Consider the following 13,456-nt stretch of genomic DNA (forward strand, 5'->3'; position numbering starts at 1 on the left):
GTGAATTTTTTCTCTTCCATCCGTTTGAAGTTTTACTTTCCAATGGTATAATTTCTTTATCCTATCAAATGGGGGAAGTATTTTGAAGAAATTAATCGTACTATTTATTTTGTCTGCGGGACTTTTGACATTGACTGGCTGTAATTTGTTTGGCGGCTCTGACCAATCCTCGGACGAAACAACCGATTCTTCTGTCTTAAAAGCGGAAAAAGCAGATATCACCAACAGTGTATATACGCTAAAAGTACGTAAAGATATGGATTTATCCGCGGGACAGTTGACATTTACAGATAAAAAAATGGAATGGACACGCACGTATCAGACACAAGGAGCTGATTCTTCTGAATCATCTGAAGAAAAAACAGTGCTGACAGATATCAAGATCACTACCAAAGATGACGAATATATTATTTCAGGAAAAGAAAATAAAAAAGAAGCAACAGTCACATTTACCAAAATCGGTAATTACCGTTTGAAGGATGAGGATGGCAACATCTACAGTCTATAGTGCCATCTGTTGGATCTTCTTTTGTTTCTCCCCTTCTTTTCTGCTATAGTAAAGAAGCAAGATGACTGTAAAGGAGACGAAATGGATGATCGATAGTCCTGATTATTGTACATGTAATAACAACAAAAATATCCATACAGAATTTAATGATCAAGGAAGTTTGAGTATATGCGATAATTGCCACAAACTAGTCAAAGATTCTTTTAAATCGTTTGAATCTTATCCTGTCAAAAATTATGTAAAAAGCAAAAGAAGATAAGCAAAATCAAGCAAAACTCACTATGGCTGATTTTTATGAACTTCAAACTGAGCTTCTTCCTTTGATCAAGTTTCATCAGTAAAACAAACAGTGGATCATTTCAGTTCACAAATCAAAGAGTAACGTTTTATTTATTTCACATCTTTGAATATAAAATAACCAAACGATAGAAAGACTTATTCTACATCACGTAGTAATTTTTCTTTCCCGTCGTTTGGTTTTTTATTTTTAGCCTAATTCTTGACCTTTCGCATGCTGATTATCTGTAAAATATTTTCCAGCAGGCTTTCCTTCCAATTCAGCTAATTTTTCTTGGATCTGACGAATCACCTTTTTTGCATCTTCTGGATTTTCTACAAAATCGAATGTATCCCCATCCACTTGTATTTTAGGACATACATCGAAATCTTCATACCATTGATTATAGCGGGTGTTCAATGTTTCGTAATAGGTGTATAACGTTTCATCGCTTTCTAGCTGTTCATAGTCACGCCCGCGTTTTTTGATACGTTCTAGCATCGTGTCCAAAGAAACTTTGATATGGACCATCAAATCGGGCCGTTTTTTTGGAGCAACATCATCTAACTCGTTTAGCATCGTATCTAATAAGCTATCGTATTGCTGTACTTCGATATCCGTTACCCGACCTAAATCAGCATTTAGATGGAACAACAGACTATCTTCGTAGATGGAGCGGTCTAGCACATTGTCATCGTTCACTAAAGCATTTTTCATTGCTAAAAATCGCTTATTCAAAAAGAAGATTTGCAATAAAAATGCGTACTGCTCAGGATTTGAATAAAAAAGCGGCAATACTTCGTTATCTTCGACATTTTCATAAAATGGTTTAGAATCAATCTCTTTTGCAAGCATATCCGTCAAACTGCTCTTACCTGCACCAATCGTTCCTGAAATCAAAATCACTGACATACAACCCTTCCTCTTCTATAAGTACTCGCCTACGTAAGTTTCAACAGGCAATTTTTCAAAATCATATTCGCGTACAGCTTGGTCTGATTTTAAATACGTGTGAAGACTTTGTGTAATCATCAAGTTCGTAGGTACCGTCTCTTCTTGTACGATGATCATCGGTTTTTTCAACATAGTTGCCACACCTAATTCGTAAGCCGTTCCTGGATCGATTGTTTGATGCTCAAAGTCAAGGATAGCCACAACAAATTCTGCATTTGTCAACTCTTCCATATCTTTTTCGTATACTTCTTGCGCCCAACCAGCACTGAATAGTTCATAATTGCTTTCTTGGTGATGACGTGGAGAGTAGAAACTTGTAACTGTTTTGTTTTCCTCCAACGCTTTTTCGATACGACTTACTCGATCGATTTGCTCCTCTGAAAAAAATGGTCCTGCTAAATATATTTGACTCATTATTTTGCCTCCTTCAATAATAACTGATTTTTAATAGATACTGCTCGTAATTCATTGACCAGTTCCAATGGATTGTTGGAAAAGATCACTTGATCCAACCATTTTTTATCCATAAAATCCTCTTTTGCAAAAGTTTCTAATAATTGTTGCAAGCCGCTGTAATAACCGCCAATATTCAATATTCCGATTGGCTTATCAGGCGTCAGGCCGATCGCTATCCAAGAAAGAAGTTGCGAAAATTCCTCCAATGTACCTAGACCTCCAGGGAAAACGAGGACAGCATCTCCTTTTTCAAATAATAATACCTTTCTTTCATCAATTGTCTCTGTAGGAATAAATGTAGTAACATCTTTCCCTGGCAGCTCAGTTTCAAAAAGGCCATTTGGATAGATACCTGTGACTTTTCCGTTATTTTCCAGTACTGTTTTACTAATCACTCCCATAATCCCGGAGTATGAACCACCGTAAACCAGTTCGATTTCTTCTTGTGCCATATATTTTCCTAACGTTTGCGCAATAAATTTGTAACTTTCTTTATTGCCAAAACGGGAACCGCAAAAAACAGTAAGTTTCATAAAAAAACACTCCCTAACTCAAAAGTCTATCTTCATTCTACACGTGTTTTTTTAAAATAAAAGACTAGATTTTGTAGTTTTTTAGTGGTATATAGATCAAACACCACTATATATAGTATTTTCAAAAAAATAATTTTTCAGCTATTTTACAGTAACCAAAAAAATAAATAACTAGTAAATATAAAATTGAAACGACTTACTTATAGAAGAAATTGGGATTTCGTCCTGTATGTCAATAACACGCATTATTTAAATCGTCACACACTTATTTCTCCTATTAATGAAAAATCCATTTTATTCTCGTGTTATGTTTCACCAACGCCTGGTGTTTCTCTAAATAAAAAAGCCGACGAACCAAATGATCGAAATTTGATCATTTTGGTTCATCAGCTTGTTCCCAAACCTTTGTATTAACGATAAATAGCTGGATTCGTAAAACTATCACTTGAATCATCACTGCTGGAAGAAAATTCGGTGATAACCGCGCCTGTTGCACCTGCCTGGAACCAGTGTTTGATATTTGGTTCGATCGTGTACTGATCTCCAGCGTGAAGTATGATTTCTTTTTTTGCCGTATAGTAACGTTCTTGCCCCTTTGGAATAGTACAGGAAAGTTTTTTTGTTTCTTTTCCTTCGACATAAAGATATACTAAGCCTTTTCGACAACGAAAGGTTTCCTTTTTTCCTTCATTCTCATCTCGAGGTGGGTGCCGATGCTCTGGACAAGTTTGATAAGGCAATAATACCAGTTCTTTCCCGCAGTATCGCTCATTATTTTCATAAACAAATAAATTCAATCCTTCAGTCTCGATTGCTCCTAATCCAAAATCTGTATATTCTATTCTTTCTAATTCTGTTTCTTTCAATACTACTCCTGAATCTAGGAACATTTGTTGTACTCTTTTCTTGTAATCCATTCTGTTCCTCCTAACTGATTGTCAAGTCATCCCAAGATATCTCTTCTTCCTCTTTTTCTTCTTGGATGACTTCTGCATTTGGGTCAACTGGTTTTTTCAAAAATAAAATAGTTATTCCCGTAGCAAAAGAACCAGCTAATAAAGCGCCAATGAATGACCATGGTCTGGTCATCGTAGCGACTGCAAACATTCCTGATGCTGGGATACGGCTATCTGCTCCCCATAGCATGCTCAATCCACCGCCGACTGCCCCACCAACTCCTGTTGCTATGACATTACGTGCCAAGTCATTCAATACGATAGGAAAGCACCCCTCAGTGATTTGACAAATCCCCATAGGAAAAGCTGTCTTCAATGTATCGATTTCTTGACGATTGAATATATTTTTACGAATGATTTTCCCTAAGAAATAAGCAATCGTCAAGCCGAATGGGGTGACCATTGAAGCTAAGATCAATACAGTGATTGGTTCATAGATTCCTTCTGAAAACAAAGCAAACACAAACGCAAATACGACTTTATTGATAGCTCCGCCGTAATCGATTGATGACAATACCCCAATTACTGCTCCGTATAAAAATAACGAAGAAGTATCCAAATCACTTAAATAACCTGTAAGCATCTCTGTAAGCCAATTGATGGGTGTTCCTATTACATAGTACATGATCAACCCGCCGATGAAAGAACTGAGGAATGGCAGAACCAGAGTTGGCATTAGACCATCCATCCATTTAGGTACTTTGATTCCTGCCGTTAATCCAATAACGACTAATCCAGATAAATATCCGCCAACCATCCCACCTAAAAAACCCGCTCCGATCCCACTAGCAGTCATCCCGACAATCAAACCAGGTGCAATACCAGGCTTATCTGCCATTGAATAAGCTATCGCACAGGAAACGATCATCGGTAATAAACCTAAACCATATCCACCCATCGTTGTCATCGTATCTGCAAAAGAAAAACCATCTGTGAAGGATTCGATCGTTGTACCATCCAACATATTTCCAATAGCCAGCAAGAATCCAGAAGCAACGACGATAGGTAAAAAGAAAGAGATCGCCGTCATCAAATGTTTTTTGAAGCCGATTGATTTCAATTTCTCCATCTTATACTCCTTTCGTTCGTCCATCCAACATCTCTTCTAATTTTTCAATCAGTTTTCTCGGAGATTTGACAACTAGACTAGTTGGTACTTCGACTATTTTTTTTCCAAGAAACCGCTCTTTCCCATTCACCTTGATATCTGCAGCGATAAGCACAACATCTGCATCCGCGATGCACGTTTGACTCAGTAGATCTTGTGTCCCAGCAAGCCCCTGTGTCTCGATCCAGATCTCATGACCAAGACTCTCCGCTGCTTGAAGCAATTTTTCTTTTGCGATATACGTGTGTGCAATTCCCGCAGTACAAGCTGCGATCCCTACGATCTTCATTTTGCACTCCCCCTCACATATAATATTTTGCTTTATTGTCTGCTTTGAATAAATGAATTTTATCTAAGGCAACTTGTTTAACAGCTTCCATACAAGGCGGAAACAGCACATTCGGTTCACGGATCTCTAAATCTCCCGAGTTCAAGATATCTCGGAGTTTTTCTGCGAATACTATTTTGATATCACTGGAAATATTGATTTTGTTTATTCCTAATTCAACTGCCTGACATATCTCCTCATCTGGGTTGCTCGATCCTCCATGGAGGACTAAAGGAACAGTGGTCAATGATCGTATCGTTTCCAAAATATCGAGTCGCAGCTTAGGTTTGAGTTCCTTAGGATAGATTCCATGAGCTGTTCCAATAGCGATCGCCAAGCTATCGATCCCTGTCTCCTCAATGAATGCTTGTGCTGTTGACGGATCTGTATAAATAATCTCGCTGACACCCCCTTCTATGGTATTACCTGTGTCGCCAATCGTTCCCAGTTCGGCCTCTACAGAAATACCAACAGCGTGAGCAGCTTCTACTACTTTTTTAGATAACATAACATTTGTTTCGTATGATAGGTGAGATGCATCGATCATGACCGAAGTAAAACCTAGGCGGATGGCATGAATAATTTGGTTAAAGTCAGCACCATGATCTAAATGGATACATATAGGGATATCTGTCTGCTGAGCCGCATATTTTACTTGAGCGACGAAACTATCTGTCAAAAATTTCAGTTCTTCTGGATGGATCGCAATCATGACAGGAGCTTGTGCTTCTTCGCAAGCTTCTATCACTGCATTCAATAATTGTCCAGAACCTGCATTGAAGGCAGGTACGGCAAAGCCTTTCTCATTTGCTACAGCTAGTATTTCTTTTCCTGTTACTAACATACGTTATCGTTCCTCCTAATCATTTTGTGTCAATAATGTATACAATTCTTCGATTGAAGCAGCTTTTTTCAGTTCTTTGATAAACCTCTCTCTTGCCAAAAGTACAGCAATTTTTTGCAAAAGCTGAAGATGTCCTTTATTTTTATCTCCTTCTTGTACAGCAAATAAAATCACAATCTCTACAGGTCGTTCATCTAATGTTTCCCATGGGATCGGATTAGCTAAAGTAGCAGCCGCGATTACTGTCTGTCTGACGCTTGTTGACTTACCATGAGGGATAGCGATTCCTTGTCCGATTCCTGTTGCTCCTTCTGCTTCTCTTTGATAGACATCCTCTAAGAAACTTTCTGTATCGGATATTACGCCTTTATCCGTCATAAGTTGAGTTAATTCTTTTAAGATTTGACGTTTCGTTCGTGCACTCGAATGAATGATCAGCAACTCTTCATAAATGACTTGAGTCAATTCCAGTGATATTTCCTCCCTTCAAAAAACAGGCTTGACGCATTCCGCTTCAGCGAAATGGGTCAAGCCTGTCGAACAGTGACTCCCCGAATTTTAGATTTTTTGATAGACACTTTCCACCTCTCTTTCATTGATTGAATCCCCGATCTTTCGTTTGAATCCGATTCCTTTTTTGATCAACACCCACTCTCCTTCCTTTGATTTCGCAATGATAGCATTGTGATTCAAAACAGCGACCACTTGCATCGGTTGCTCCTCTCCTTTCAGTGATAGAAAACAGCCAAATAAAATCTGCTTTCATAATATGATACGCAAAGGCTGGTTCCTTTGACGAAAAAAGCATCTTTTTACACTGACCGTATCTGCTGACTGCATCTCTATTAAAAGTATTGAAAATCTTCGAATAGAGCAGATTTATCTTCAGGTGTATGTTCAGATAAAAAAGGTATTGAACACAATGTCCAATACCTTTTGCTCAGCAAATAAAACGCATACAATTTGTTAAATTTTCTCCTCTAAAGGGTAGATTTCTCCTTTTAGATTCGATACAATAAGCAAGGTTGATGTATTTACATTGACTATGGCAAACTTGGACGGTCACGTGTGATGACTTTTCAAGGCCTCTGTTTCTAGCTGCCACTAGAAGCAGAGGTGCCTTTTTTTATTTGGCTGTTTCTATCTGCCATTTATGATACTGATAGCGCCAACAGTAGTCAAGAAAAAACGAAAAAACACGAAAATGTGTACTGTTTTTCGGTCAGGTTTTTGTAAAAGCAACATTTCTTATTCTTTTATGACCCATTTGCGAAATACACTTTTTTCGAGTGCCCCTTCTCTTCTTCTTTCTTCTAATAGTTTCAAGATGAGAGGTGAGGCGTGTGATTCATTTAATGGTGGAGTAGCTTATCGTAGCTTCAATGAATTAAAAGCTTCCTTTAATCACTAGACTTCTATGAATGAGTAGATTTCCCTCATCCATAGAAGCCTAATTTTTTGGTTAATGCAGTTATTTATATGTTTAAAATATTTTGAAGTGTTAAAGTTATAGGGAAAGAATACCTAAAGCGGAGCCAATGTGTGCACCTGCAAGTAACTGTTGTTTCGCTTGTCGTTGTAAACTCGTTTTTTCTGGATAGTCTTGTACATGAGCATCTACTCGTCCAAAGATCCATGGAACTCCGCTATCATCTTGTTCGTCCACTGACAAAAGGCGATAATCAGCTGCAAAAAGTCGGATTTTTGAATCTTGTTTCAACCATTTAGTAAGATTTGGCGACAGTAACCAAGTATCTGTGTACATCACTTGGTAATGATAATCAGGAAAATACAATTCAAAAAAACGAATGGCGCTTTCGTAACTATCTCTTATCTTATTGCGGGATAAATCTGCATCGGAAGGAATATGAAGAGAAAGACACTGCTTCCCCTCTAATTTTAGCTCTTTGTGCCCCTTTGGAAAATATGTCCTTTCGTATTCCAATTCACCAATCCGAAAGATCAATCCGCTAGTGTAACGCCAAATCCAAAAACCACGGTCAAAGCGATACTTTCCTGTTACTTGAAAATGTTCATGAATAAATCTAGTAAAAGCATTCATTGTTGCCAAATAGACAGTTCTTGGAATCTTCAATGGTTGATAAATTTTTAACCAACTTTGAGAAGCTGCATATAGATAAATTGTTAATGCTACAAACGGCTCTTCTCCATAAACTTCGTCTATTTTTTTGGCAGCTGCTTTTGCTTTATTAGCATCCAGTAATTCACGACTATATTGTTCAAGCACTTCACTAGAAATACTTTCTAATTCCATCATCATTTGTTCTATCACGGCTTCTGGGAAATCTAAGTCACCCGCTAGATTCTTGATTTTATACACTATTTCCTCCATCAAAATTTTTTCTTCATTCCCCTCTTCTTAAGTGTGTGGCTCAAATAATCAATCATCGTTTTTCGAATCTTTGATCATCTTCTTTATTGTACATCATTTGCAAGATCAGATGCTGTCACTACTTTGATTCGCCCAGCATCACGTTGTTCTTTTACATAATCACAAAGTGCCAAATAAATATATATCAAAAACAACCACTTTATGTAAAAAAAATAATACTTATGCTAAATAATTTGATTTCCATACTAAGTAAAAGAATAACTTTGCTGTATCATATGGTTATAAAAAAATTCTATTCAGATTAGCTTTTAATTTTCATCTAATTCTCTCCAAACCAGAGAGATTTCTTAACCAAATATCCTTTTCCACTTTATTATACAGGTGTACAATAAATAAAAAGAAAAACGTTATTTTATTTTCTTAGATAATTGGAGGCTAATTTCATGAAAAAAAGGATATTCATTTTACTCCCTCTCGTACTTCTGTTTGTTGGTTGTGAACAAAAAAACACTCGTCAGTCAACACCTCATTCGACTGTTATTGAAAACACTACTTCTCGTGAAGCAACAACTGACAGTAAAACGAATAACGAATCAAGCGCTACTACCAAAAACAGTAGTGAATCAGTTTCACAAACCACTAGTTCTTCCATCGTTCCATCAACTCCTTCGTCGTCAACTGTACCGTCAACAAATAGTAGTGAGACTTATGCTTCTGTCAGTGAATCGACAAGTCCACAAGTTAGTAATTCAACTGATTTGTTAAGTAATTATTCTGATCTAGAAATAGAATACGCTAGAGTTTGGCTAGCTGTGATGGGCACACAATATAAACAATGGTTAGCTGATCCAAGTACTGGTTTTGAACTGCATGTTTCTAAGTCTCCAGCAGGAACACCAATTGACCCTTATGACCCAGGAAGTGTCGCTTTTCCAGCTGAAACAGTCACACTTAGTGGAAATATAACTTTCCAAGGTTTAGTAGTTTATTCTAGCAATCATAACGGTACAATAACTCAATATCCTGTTCCTTCTCACTGGCAACATGATGAAACTTCTGACCATCCTGAGCTAGTCAAAGAAAAGACTCAAAAAATACTAGATGAAGCTTCTACAGTCAGTATCCCTACCAACACTCCTGAAGATATCAAACAGCTTATTGATGTTATGGTAATCGACAATTGAACGAGGGCAACAAAAAAACATCCATTTAACAAGTTGGCTTTCTTCGACTGAGACAGGAAGTCTACAAAAAGGCGTACCATCCTTATATGGATTCAGAAACCTTCTGTTAAAAGATAGATACATCTAGTACTATCAAACTAACAGATCATTAAACTGTCATATACTAAGAACTATTACAGGAATGCAACAAAGTACTGAATATTAAACAAAAACATACTAAGATTAGAGGGGAACATCATTGACGAATGATGTTCCCCTCTAATCTTAGTATGTTTCCTAACAATTATAAGTATTTTCATTTTTATTTCTCTTTTGTCTTCAACAATACTTTTCCGATGTTTTTTCCCGATTCAAGATATTCGTGGGCTGTTTTTCCATCCTTTAACGAAAAAATTGTCGGTTCATGGATCACTATCTTGTTATTTGTAAGATAAGAAAAGAGACGTTCGCTCCTTTTTTCTCTTTCCTCAAAAGAAGAAAGATAATCCCAAAGGTCTCCTGTAAGGATACTTTTCGAATGAGCAAGCATATCTACTAGATCAATAGCTGGCGGATTGCCTCCTGCCATTCCGAAAAAGATTACTTTTCCCCTGTTATGCAGTAATTCAATACTGCTTTCCAATGTTTTGCCAACTCCATCAAATACTGTGTCGAAGCGATTGTTGTTAGCTGCTTGCCAATCGGTTTCTCTTGAGGAAAATACTTCTTCTACTCCTAAAGAAAGTGCTATTTCTTGCTTCTCCTTTGTAGAAGCTGAGCCAAATACTCTGACGCCATCTGCAATCAGAATTTGAGAAAGAAGCTGTCCGACACCACCACTGATACCAGTAATAAATACCTTGTCTCCTGGTGCATTGTTTCCAAGATCATGAGCCAAAAAATCGGCCGTTAATCCTTGTAAACCAATTGTGGCTGCTTCTTTCATTCCAATCCTGTCGGGGAGAAAAATCAACTTTTCAACAGGAACTGCTACAAATTCAGCATTTGCAAAAGGAACATCTACAAAAAGGACTTTCTTGTCAATCAACGCTTTCAGTTCTGATGAACCAGCATCTACAATTGTTCCTGCCCCTTCATATCCGTTGATATATGGGGAGTGTTTCTCGATATGATAAGTGCCTCTTCTACGATAGATGTCTGCAAAATTTAATCCAATATACTCGGTTTGTACCAATACCTCTTGTTCACCTAACTTCGGTTTTGGAAGCTCTCCATACCTTAACACTTCACTTGAACCAAAAGTTGAAAAATATAATGCTTTCAAAAAAATACGCCAGCTTTCTTTTTCATTTCACACACTAAAAATACCAATGTACTTGCTTTACTATCAGCAAAAGTACTTTCAAATCATAACACAGGAAAAAGGTATAGTGAAATATAAAAATCTAGTGATTCTTTGACTGTCCCTTTTCTTTTTGGATGGAAAAAAACTGGGACAGAATGATGTTCATCCTGACCCAGTTTTGATTTTACTCAACTCATCGGTTTCTATTAACCAAAAGCTTTTTTATCTATGCACACTTCGTCTATTTTTCATACATTTCTTTTATCATGATCGATTTTACAAATCATTCGATGGACGCCCACTCGATAACGCCACTTACCAGCATAAATACCTAGCAACTGTTTTCCGAATGCCTTGGGATTTTCGCAGTCTTCTAGATTTTTAAATAGCCAGTTCAAGATGTTTTTTGCAACGAATTTATCCATTTTTCGATTTGCTTCTCAAATTTTTTCGTGGTCTCTACATGATACCTCATATTACTTTTCGATACCCGTTTCTTTCATCCATACACCTAAGGATCGTTCAAATATTCTTTGTAAGCAATGTCTTCTACATGAGTATCATACGCATTTTCTAGAGAATCTAATGTTTTTGATTTCAATAAATCAGATAAACTTTTTCCTTCGTTCATTCACTTAAATAGCTTATTATTTTGATGTTTGCTTTTTTTCCAAACAACTCATACGCTTTTCAAGAATCTCCATTTCTTTTTTCTGAGTAGATATGACTAAACTATTGGAAACAACTGCAATACTTAACAGTAAAATAGCTAGAATCAATCCGTTTTCAATAAAGATTATATGAAAAGCTGTGCGAATCCATTCCATTATATTCCTACTTTCAACGTTTTTTTCGTTAGTTGCGGCCGTACATGTCGTTATCAAATTCGTTCATCTCAATAGTTTGTCTATCGCTTGTTTCTGCTGAATTTTGTATCGTGAAAGCAGAGACACTTGGACTGAATGATACACCCAGCATACTTATACTAGTAAGAGTTAAAATTATTTTTTTTCATTCTATTCACCTCATTCTTTTGATAATTCTATTTTGCCTATTTTGTTCTTGACTGAATAGATAAAATCTTTTTACAATGAGTTAAATGAATGTAAAAGCGCTTTTACATAATGAGAGGAAGAGTATTTATGAGGGATCTTTTTCCAAAAAAATTAAAACAACTACGAAAAGAACATGGACATACGCAAGAAGAATTAGCAAAAAAGCTCGCGATTACTAGACAGACAGTCTCAAATTGGGAAAATGGCCGCTCGTTTCCAGATCACGAAAATGTTTATCGCTTAGCTAAATTATATGGTCAAACACTCTCTATATTTCTTCCTGATCTCCCTGAAGCGCCCATGGAAGCAGAGGAAATATCTTCGGAAAGAATACAATTGATTCGATTTTTCATCTGTTTACTCGTTGTTCTGTCTTTCCTGATCCCTTTTGTTTCTGTGATTGCTCTATTTCTTTTCAACATGTGGAAAAAATACATTCATTCGCATTTTCTTCGCCTGTGTTATCCTTTCATGTACTTTTTAGTTTTATGTAACTGTCTTGGTGTACTCCTTTTATTTTACTTTCAGCTCCTTTAGCAAAAACAAGGCTAGGACAACAAACCATCCTAACCTGTTTTATCCCTGAATCTTTTTACCGGATCAAGTCTGTTTCAGGATCATTCAGCAGACGTTCGACTTGTTCTCTTGTCGTTAACGGAACATCTCCTTGGATCGAATGAGCTAATCGAGCATTTCCTAAGGCAAAATAAACGGTCTTCTGTAAGGACCACTTCTCAGAGAAACCGAGTAAGATCCCTGCAGCAAATGCATCCCCTGCCCCGATTCGATCGAGTACATCCAAGGGATAAACAGTTGTTTTCTCTGCTTCTTGTTGTGTGATCAAATAACCACTTAACTGTTTTCTTCCATCTACACTTTCTCGCCTTGTCCCAGCAAACCATTGGATATCGTAGTGATTCATAAAGGACTGGATATAAGAAACAGGATCATGTTCGTTTTCTACATCGGCTGTTTCCTCCCACTGCACTAGCTCTGTCAGATCTCTGACTGAGCCAAACAAGATGTCACAATAAGGTAACATTGTATGATAACGCTTCTTCATCTGCTCTTTTTTTCCATCTTCTTGATTCAAACTAGGACGATAATTGAAATCAAAACAAACTTTTTTCCCTGCTTTATGTGCTTGTTCTGCTAATTGGATAGCCGTTTCAGCTGTCTCATCAGACAAACTTAAACTGATCCCGCAGATATGGATCAAGTCGATCTCATCAATAAACGCTACGCAGTCATAATCCTCCATCACAGATAAACCAAATGAGCTATGTTTTCGATTTTGATAAGTGACTTCTGTCGGGCGGACACCATACCCCATTTCTGCAAAATAAGTGCCGATGTGTTGATATTGATGGATCACATACTTCGTCTGGATACCTAGGCCGTTCAAATTAGTGAGTGCTGCTTTTCCTAGCCGATTGTCTGGCAGAGCCGTCAGTAAATAACTTTCAACACCAAAATGGGCAAGATTCCCTACCAGATTTACGCCAGTCCCTGTATAAGCCATGCGTAAGGTATGGGTTTGTTCCAGCATCAAATGTTCAGGAGGAGTGAGTCGCAGCATGACTTCCCCAAATGCACCGATTTTCATTCTTCTCAC

Annotated in this window: 17 protein-coding genes; 3 read left to right on the top strand and 14 right to left on the bottom strand. The window is 37.2% G+C overall.

The window, feature by feature from the left end:
* Nucleotides 1–82 precede the first annotated feature (82 nt).
* A complete protein-coding gene (locus RWU19_RS08900) occupies nucleotides 83–508 on the top strand; it encodes a hypothetical protein (RefSeq protein WP_024636132.1) in 426 nt (141 codons plus the stop codon).
* Between the two features lie 487 nt (nucleotides 509–995).
* On the opposite strand, the gene RWU19_RS08905 is transcribed toward RWU19_RS08900, so the two are convergent.
* The 10 genes from RWU19_RS08905 to RWU19_RS08950 form a co-directional block, all read right to left on the bottom strand.
* The gene (locus RWU19_RS08905; protein ID WP_002293604.1) at nucleotides 996–1,697 is read right to left on the bottom strand and encodes a deoxynucleoside kinase; all 702 of its coding nucleotides are present in this window, start codon (nucleotides 1,695–1,697) and stop codon (nucleotides 996–998) included.
* Between the two features lie 15 nt (nucleotides 1,698–1,712).
* On the bottom strand, nucleotides 1,713–2,153 hold the full coding sequence (locus RWU19_RS08910) for a nucleoside 2-deoxyribosyltransferase (RefSeq protein WP_002308312.1): 441 nt from the start codon (nucleotides 2,151–2,153) through the stop codon (nucleotides 1,713–1,715).
* Nucleotides 2,153–2,728: a TIGR00730 family Rossman fold protein gene (locus RWU19_RS08915; protein ID WP_002293608.1), complete on the bottom strand. Its 576-nt coding sequence runs from the start codon at nucleotides 2,726–2,728 to the stop codon at nucleotides 2,153–2,155. The genes RWU19_RS08910 and RWU19_RS08915 overlap by 1 nt, the downstream gene beginning before the upstream one ends.
* Nucleotides 2,729–3,138: 410 nt before the next feature.
* Nucleotides 3,139–3,645, bottom strand: coding sequence for a D-lyxose/D-mannose family sugar isomerase (locus RWU19_RS08920; protein WP_123838129.1), 507 nt, complete (start codon nucleotides 3,643–3,645; stop codon nucleotides 3,139–3,141).
* Nucleotides 3,646–3,655: 10 nt separating this feature from the next.
* Nucleotides 3,656–4,753 (bottom strand): PTS fructose transporter subunit IIC, encoded by a 1,098-nt coding sequence (locus RWU19_RS08925; protein WP_024634943.1) that lies wholly within the window; start codon nucleotides 4,751–4,753, stop codon nucleotides 3,656–3,658.
* A 1-nt stretch (nucleotide 4,754) separates the two neighbouring features.
* Nucleotides 4,755–5,081 carry a PTS fructose transporter subunit IIB gene (locus tag RWU19_RS08930; RefSeq protein ID WP_002312117.1) on the bottom strand — a complete coding sequence of 109 codons (327 nt, stop codon included), beginning with the start codon at nucleotides 5,079–5,081 and terminating at the stop codon, nucleotides 4,755–4,757.
* Nucleotides 5,082–5,094: 13 nt separating this feature from the next.
* On the bottom strand, nucleotides 5,095–5,964 hold the full coding sequence (locus tag RWU19_RS08935) for a ketose-bisphosphate aldolase (protein WP_123838130.1): 870 nt from the start codon (nucleotides 5,962–5,964) through the stop codon (nucleotides 5,095–5,097).
* 15 nt (nucleotides 5,965–5,979) lie between these two features.
* A complete protein-coding gene (locus RWU19_RS08940) occupies nucleotides 5,980–6,429 on the bottom strand; it encodes a PTS sugar transporter subunit IIA (protein ID WP_123838131.1) in 450 nt (149 codons plus the stop codon).
* A 93-nt stretch (nucleotides 6,430–6,522) separates the two neighbouring features.
* The gene (locus RWU19_RS08945; protein ID WP_080263436.1) at nucleotides 6,523–6,675 is read right to left on the bottom strand and encodes a CAT RNA binding domain-containing protein; all 153 of its coding nucleotides are present in this window, start codon (nucleotides 6,673–6,675) and stop codon (nucleotides 6,523–6,525) included.
* A gap of 796 nt (nucleotides 6,676–7,471) precedes the next feature.
* Entirely contained in the window at nucleotides 7,472–8,317 is an 846-nt protein-coding gene (locus RWU19_RS08950) for an acyltransferase domain-containing protein (RefSeq protein WP_024634940.1), read from the bottom strand.
* A 443-nt stretch (nucleotides 8,318–8,760) separates the two neighbouring features.
* Between RWU19_RS08950 and RWU19_RS08955 the strand changes: the two genes are divergently transcribed.
* A complete protein-coding gene (locus RWU19_RS08955; protein ID WP_123838132.1) occupies nucleotides 8,761–9,501 on the top strand; it encodes a hypothetical protein in 741 nt (246 codons plus the stop codon).
* A gap of 301 nt (nucleotides 9,502–9,802) precedes the next feature.
* On the opposite strand, the gene RWU19_RS08960 is transcribed toward RWU19_RS08955, so the two are convergent.
* The 3 genes from RWU19_RS08960 to RWU19_RS08970 all read right to left on the bottom strand — a co-directional run bounded on the left by RWU19_RS08960 (nucleotide 9,803) and on the right by RWU19_RS08970 (nucleotide 11,613).
* Nucleotides 9,803–10,765, bottom strand: coding sequence for a zinc-binding dehydrogenase (locus tag RWU19_RS08960; RefSeq protein ID WP_070770423.1), 963 nt, complete (start codon nucleotides 10,763–10,765; stop codon nucleotides 9,803–9,805).
* Nucleotides 10,766–11,034: 269 nt separating this feature from the next.
* The gene (locus RWU19_RS08965) at nucleotides 11,035–11,211 is read right to left on the bottom strand and encodes a type II toxin-antitoxin system RelE family toxin (protein WP_260241460.1); all 177 of its coding nucleotides are present in this window, start codon (nucleotides 11,209–11,211) and stop codon (nucleotides 11,035–11,037) included.
* A 222-nt stretch (nucleotides 11,212–11,433) separates the two neighbouring features.
* Nucleotides 11,434–11,613, bottom strand: a complete 180-nt coding sequence (locus RWU19_RS08970; protein ID WP_002312114.1) for a hypothetical protein — start codon at nucleotides 11,611–11,613, stop codon at nucleotides 11,434–11,436.
* A gap of 315 nt (nucleotides 11,614–11,928) precedes the next feature.
* On the opposite strand from RWU19_RS08970, the gene RWU19_RS08975 reads away from it, so the two are divergent.
* The gene (locus RWU19_RS08975; RefSeq protein ID WP_123838133.1) at nucleotides 11,929–12,378 is read left to right on the top strand and encodes a helix-turn-helix transcriptional regulator; all 450 of its coding nucleotides are present in this window, start codon (nucleotides 11,929–11,931) and stop codon (nucleotides 12,376–12,378) included.
* A 55-nt stretch (nucleotides 12,379–12,433) separates the two neighbouring features.
* Here RWU19_RS08975 and RWU19_RS08980 read toward each other — a convergent pair whose 3' ends face one another.
* On the bottom strand, nucleotides 12,434–13,447 hold the full coding sequence (locus RWU19_RS08980) for a sugar kinase (RefSeq protein ID WP_104764126.1): 1,014 nt from the start codon (nucleotides 13,445–13,447) through the stop codon (nucleotides 12,434–12,436).
* Between the last annotated feature and the right edge of the window lie 9 nt (nucleotides 13,448–13,456).

It is taken from the genome of Enterococcus sp. 2STP (genome assembly GCF_032465635.1).
Classification (GTDB): Bacteria; Bacillota; Bacilli; order Lactobacillales; family Enterococcaceae; genus Enterococcus_B; species Enterococcus_B lactis.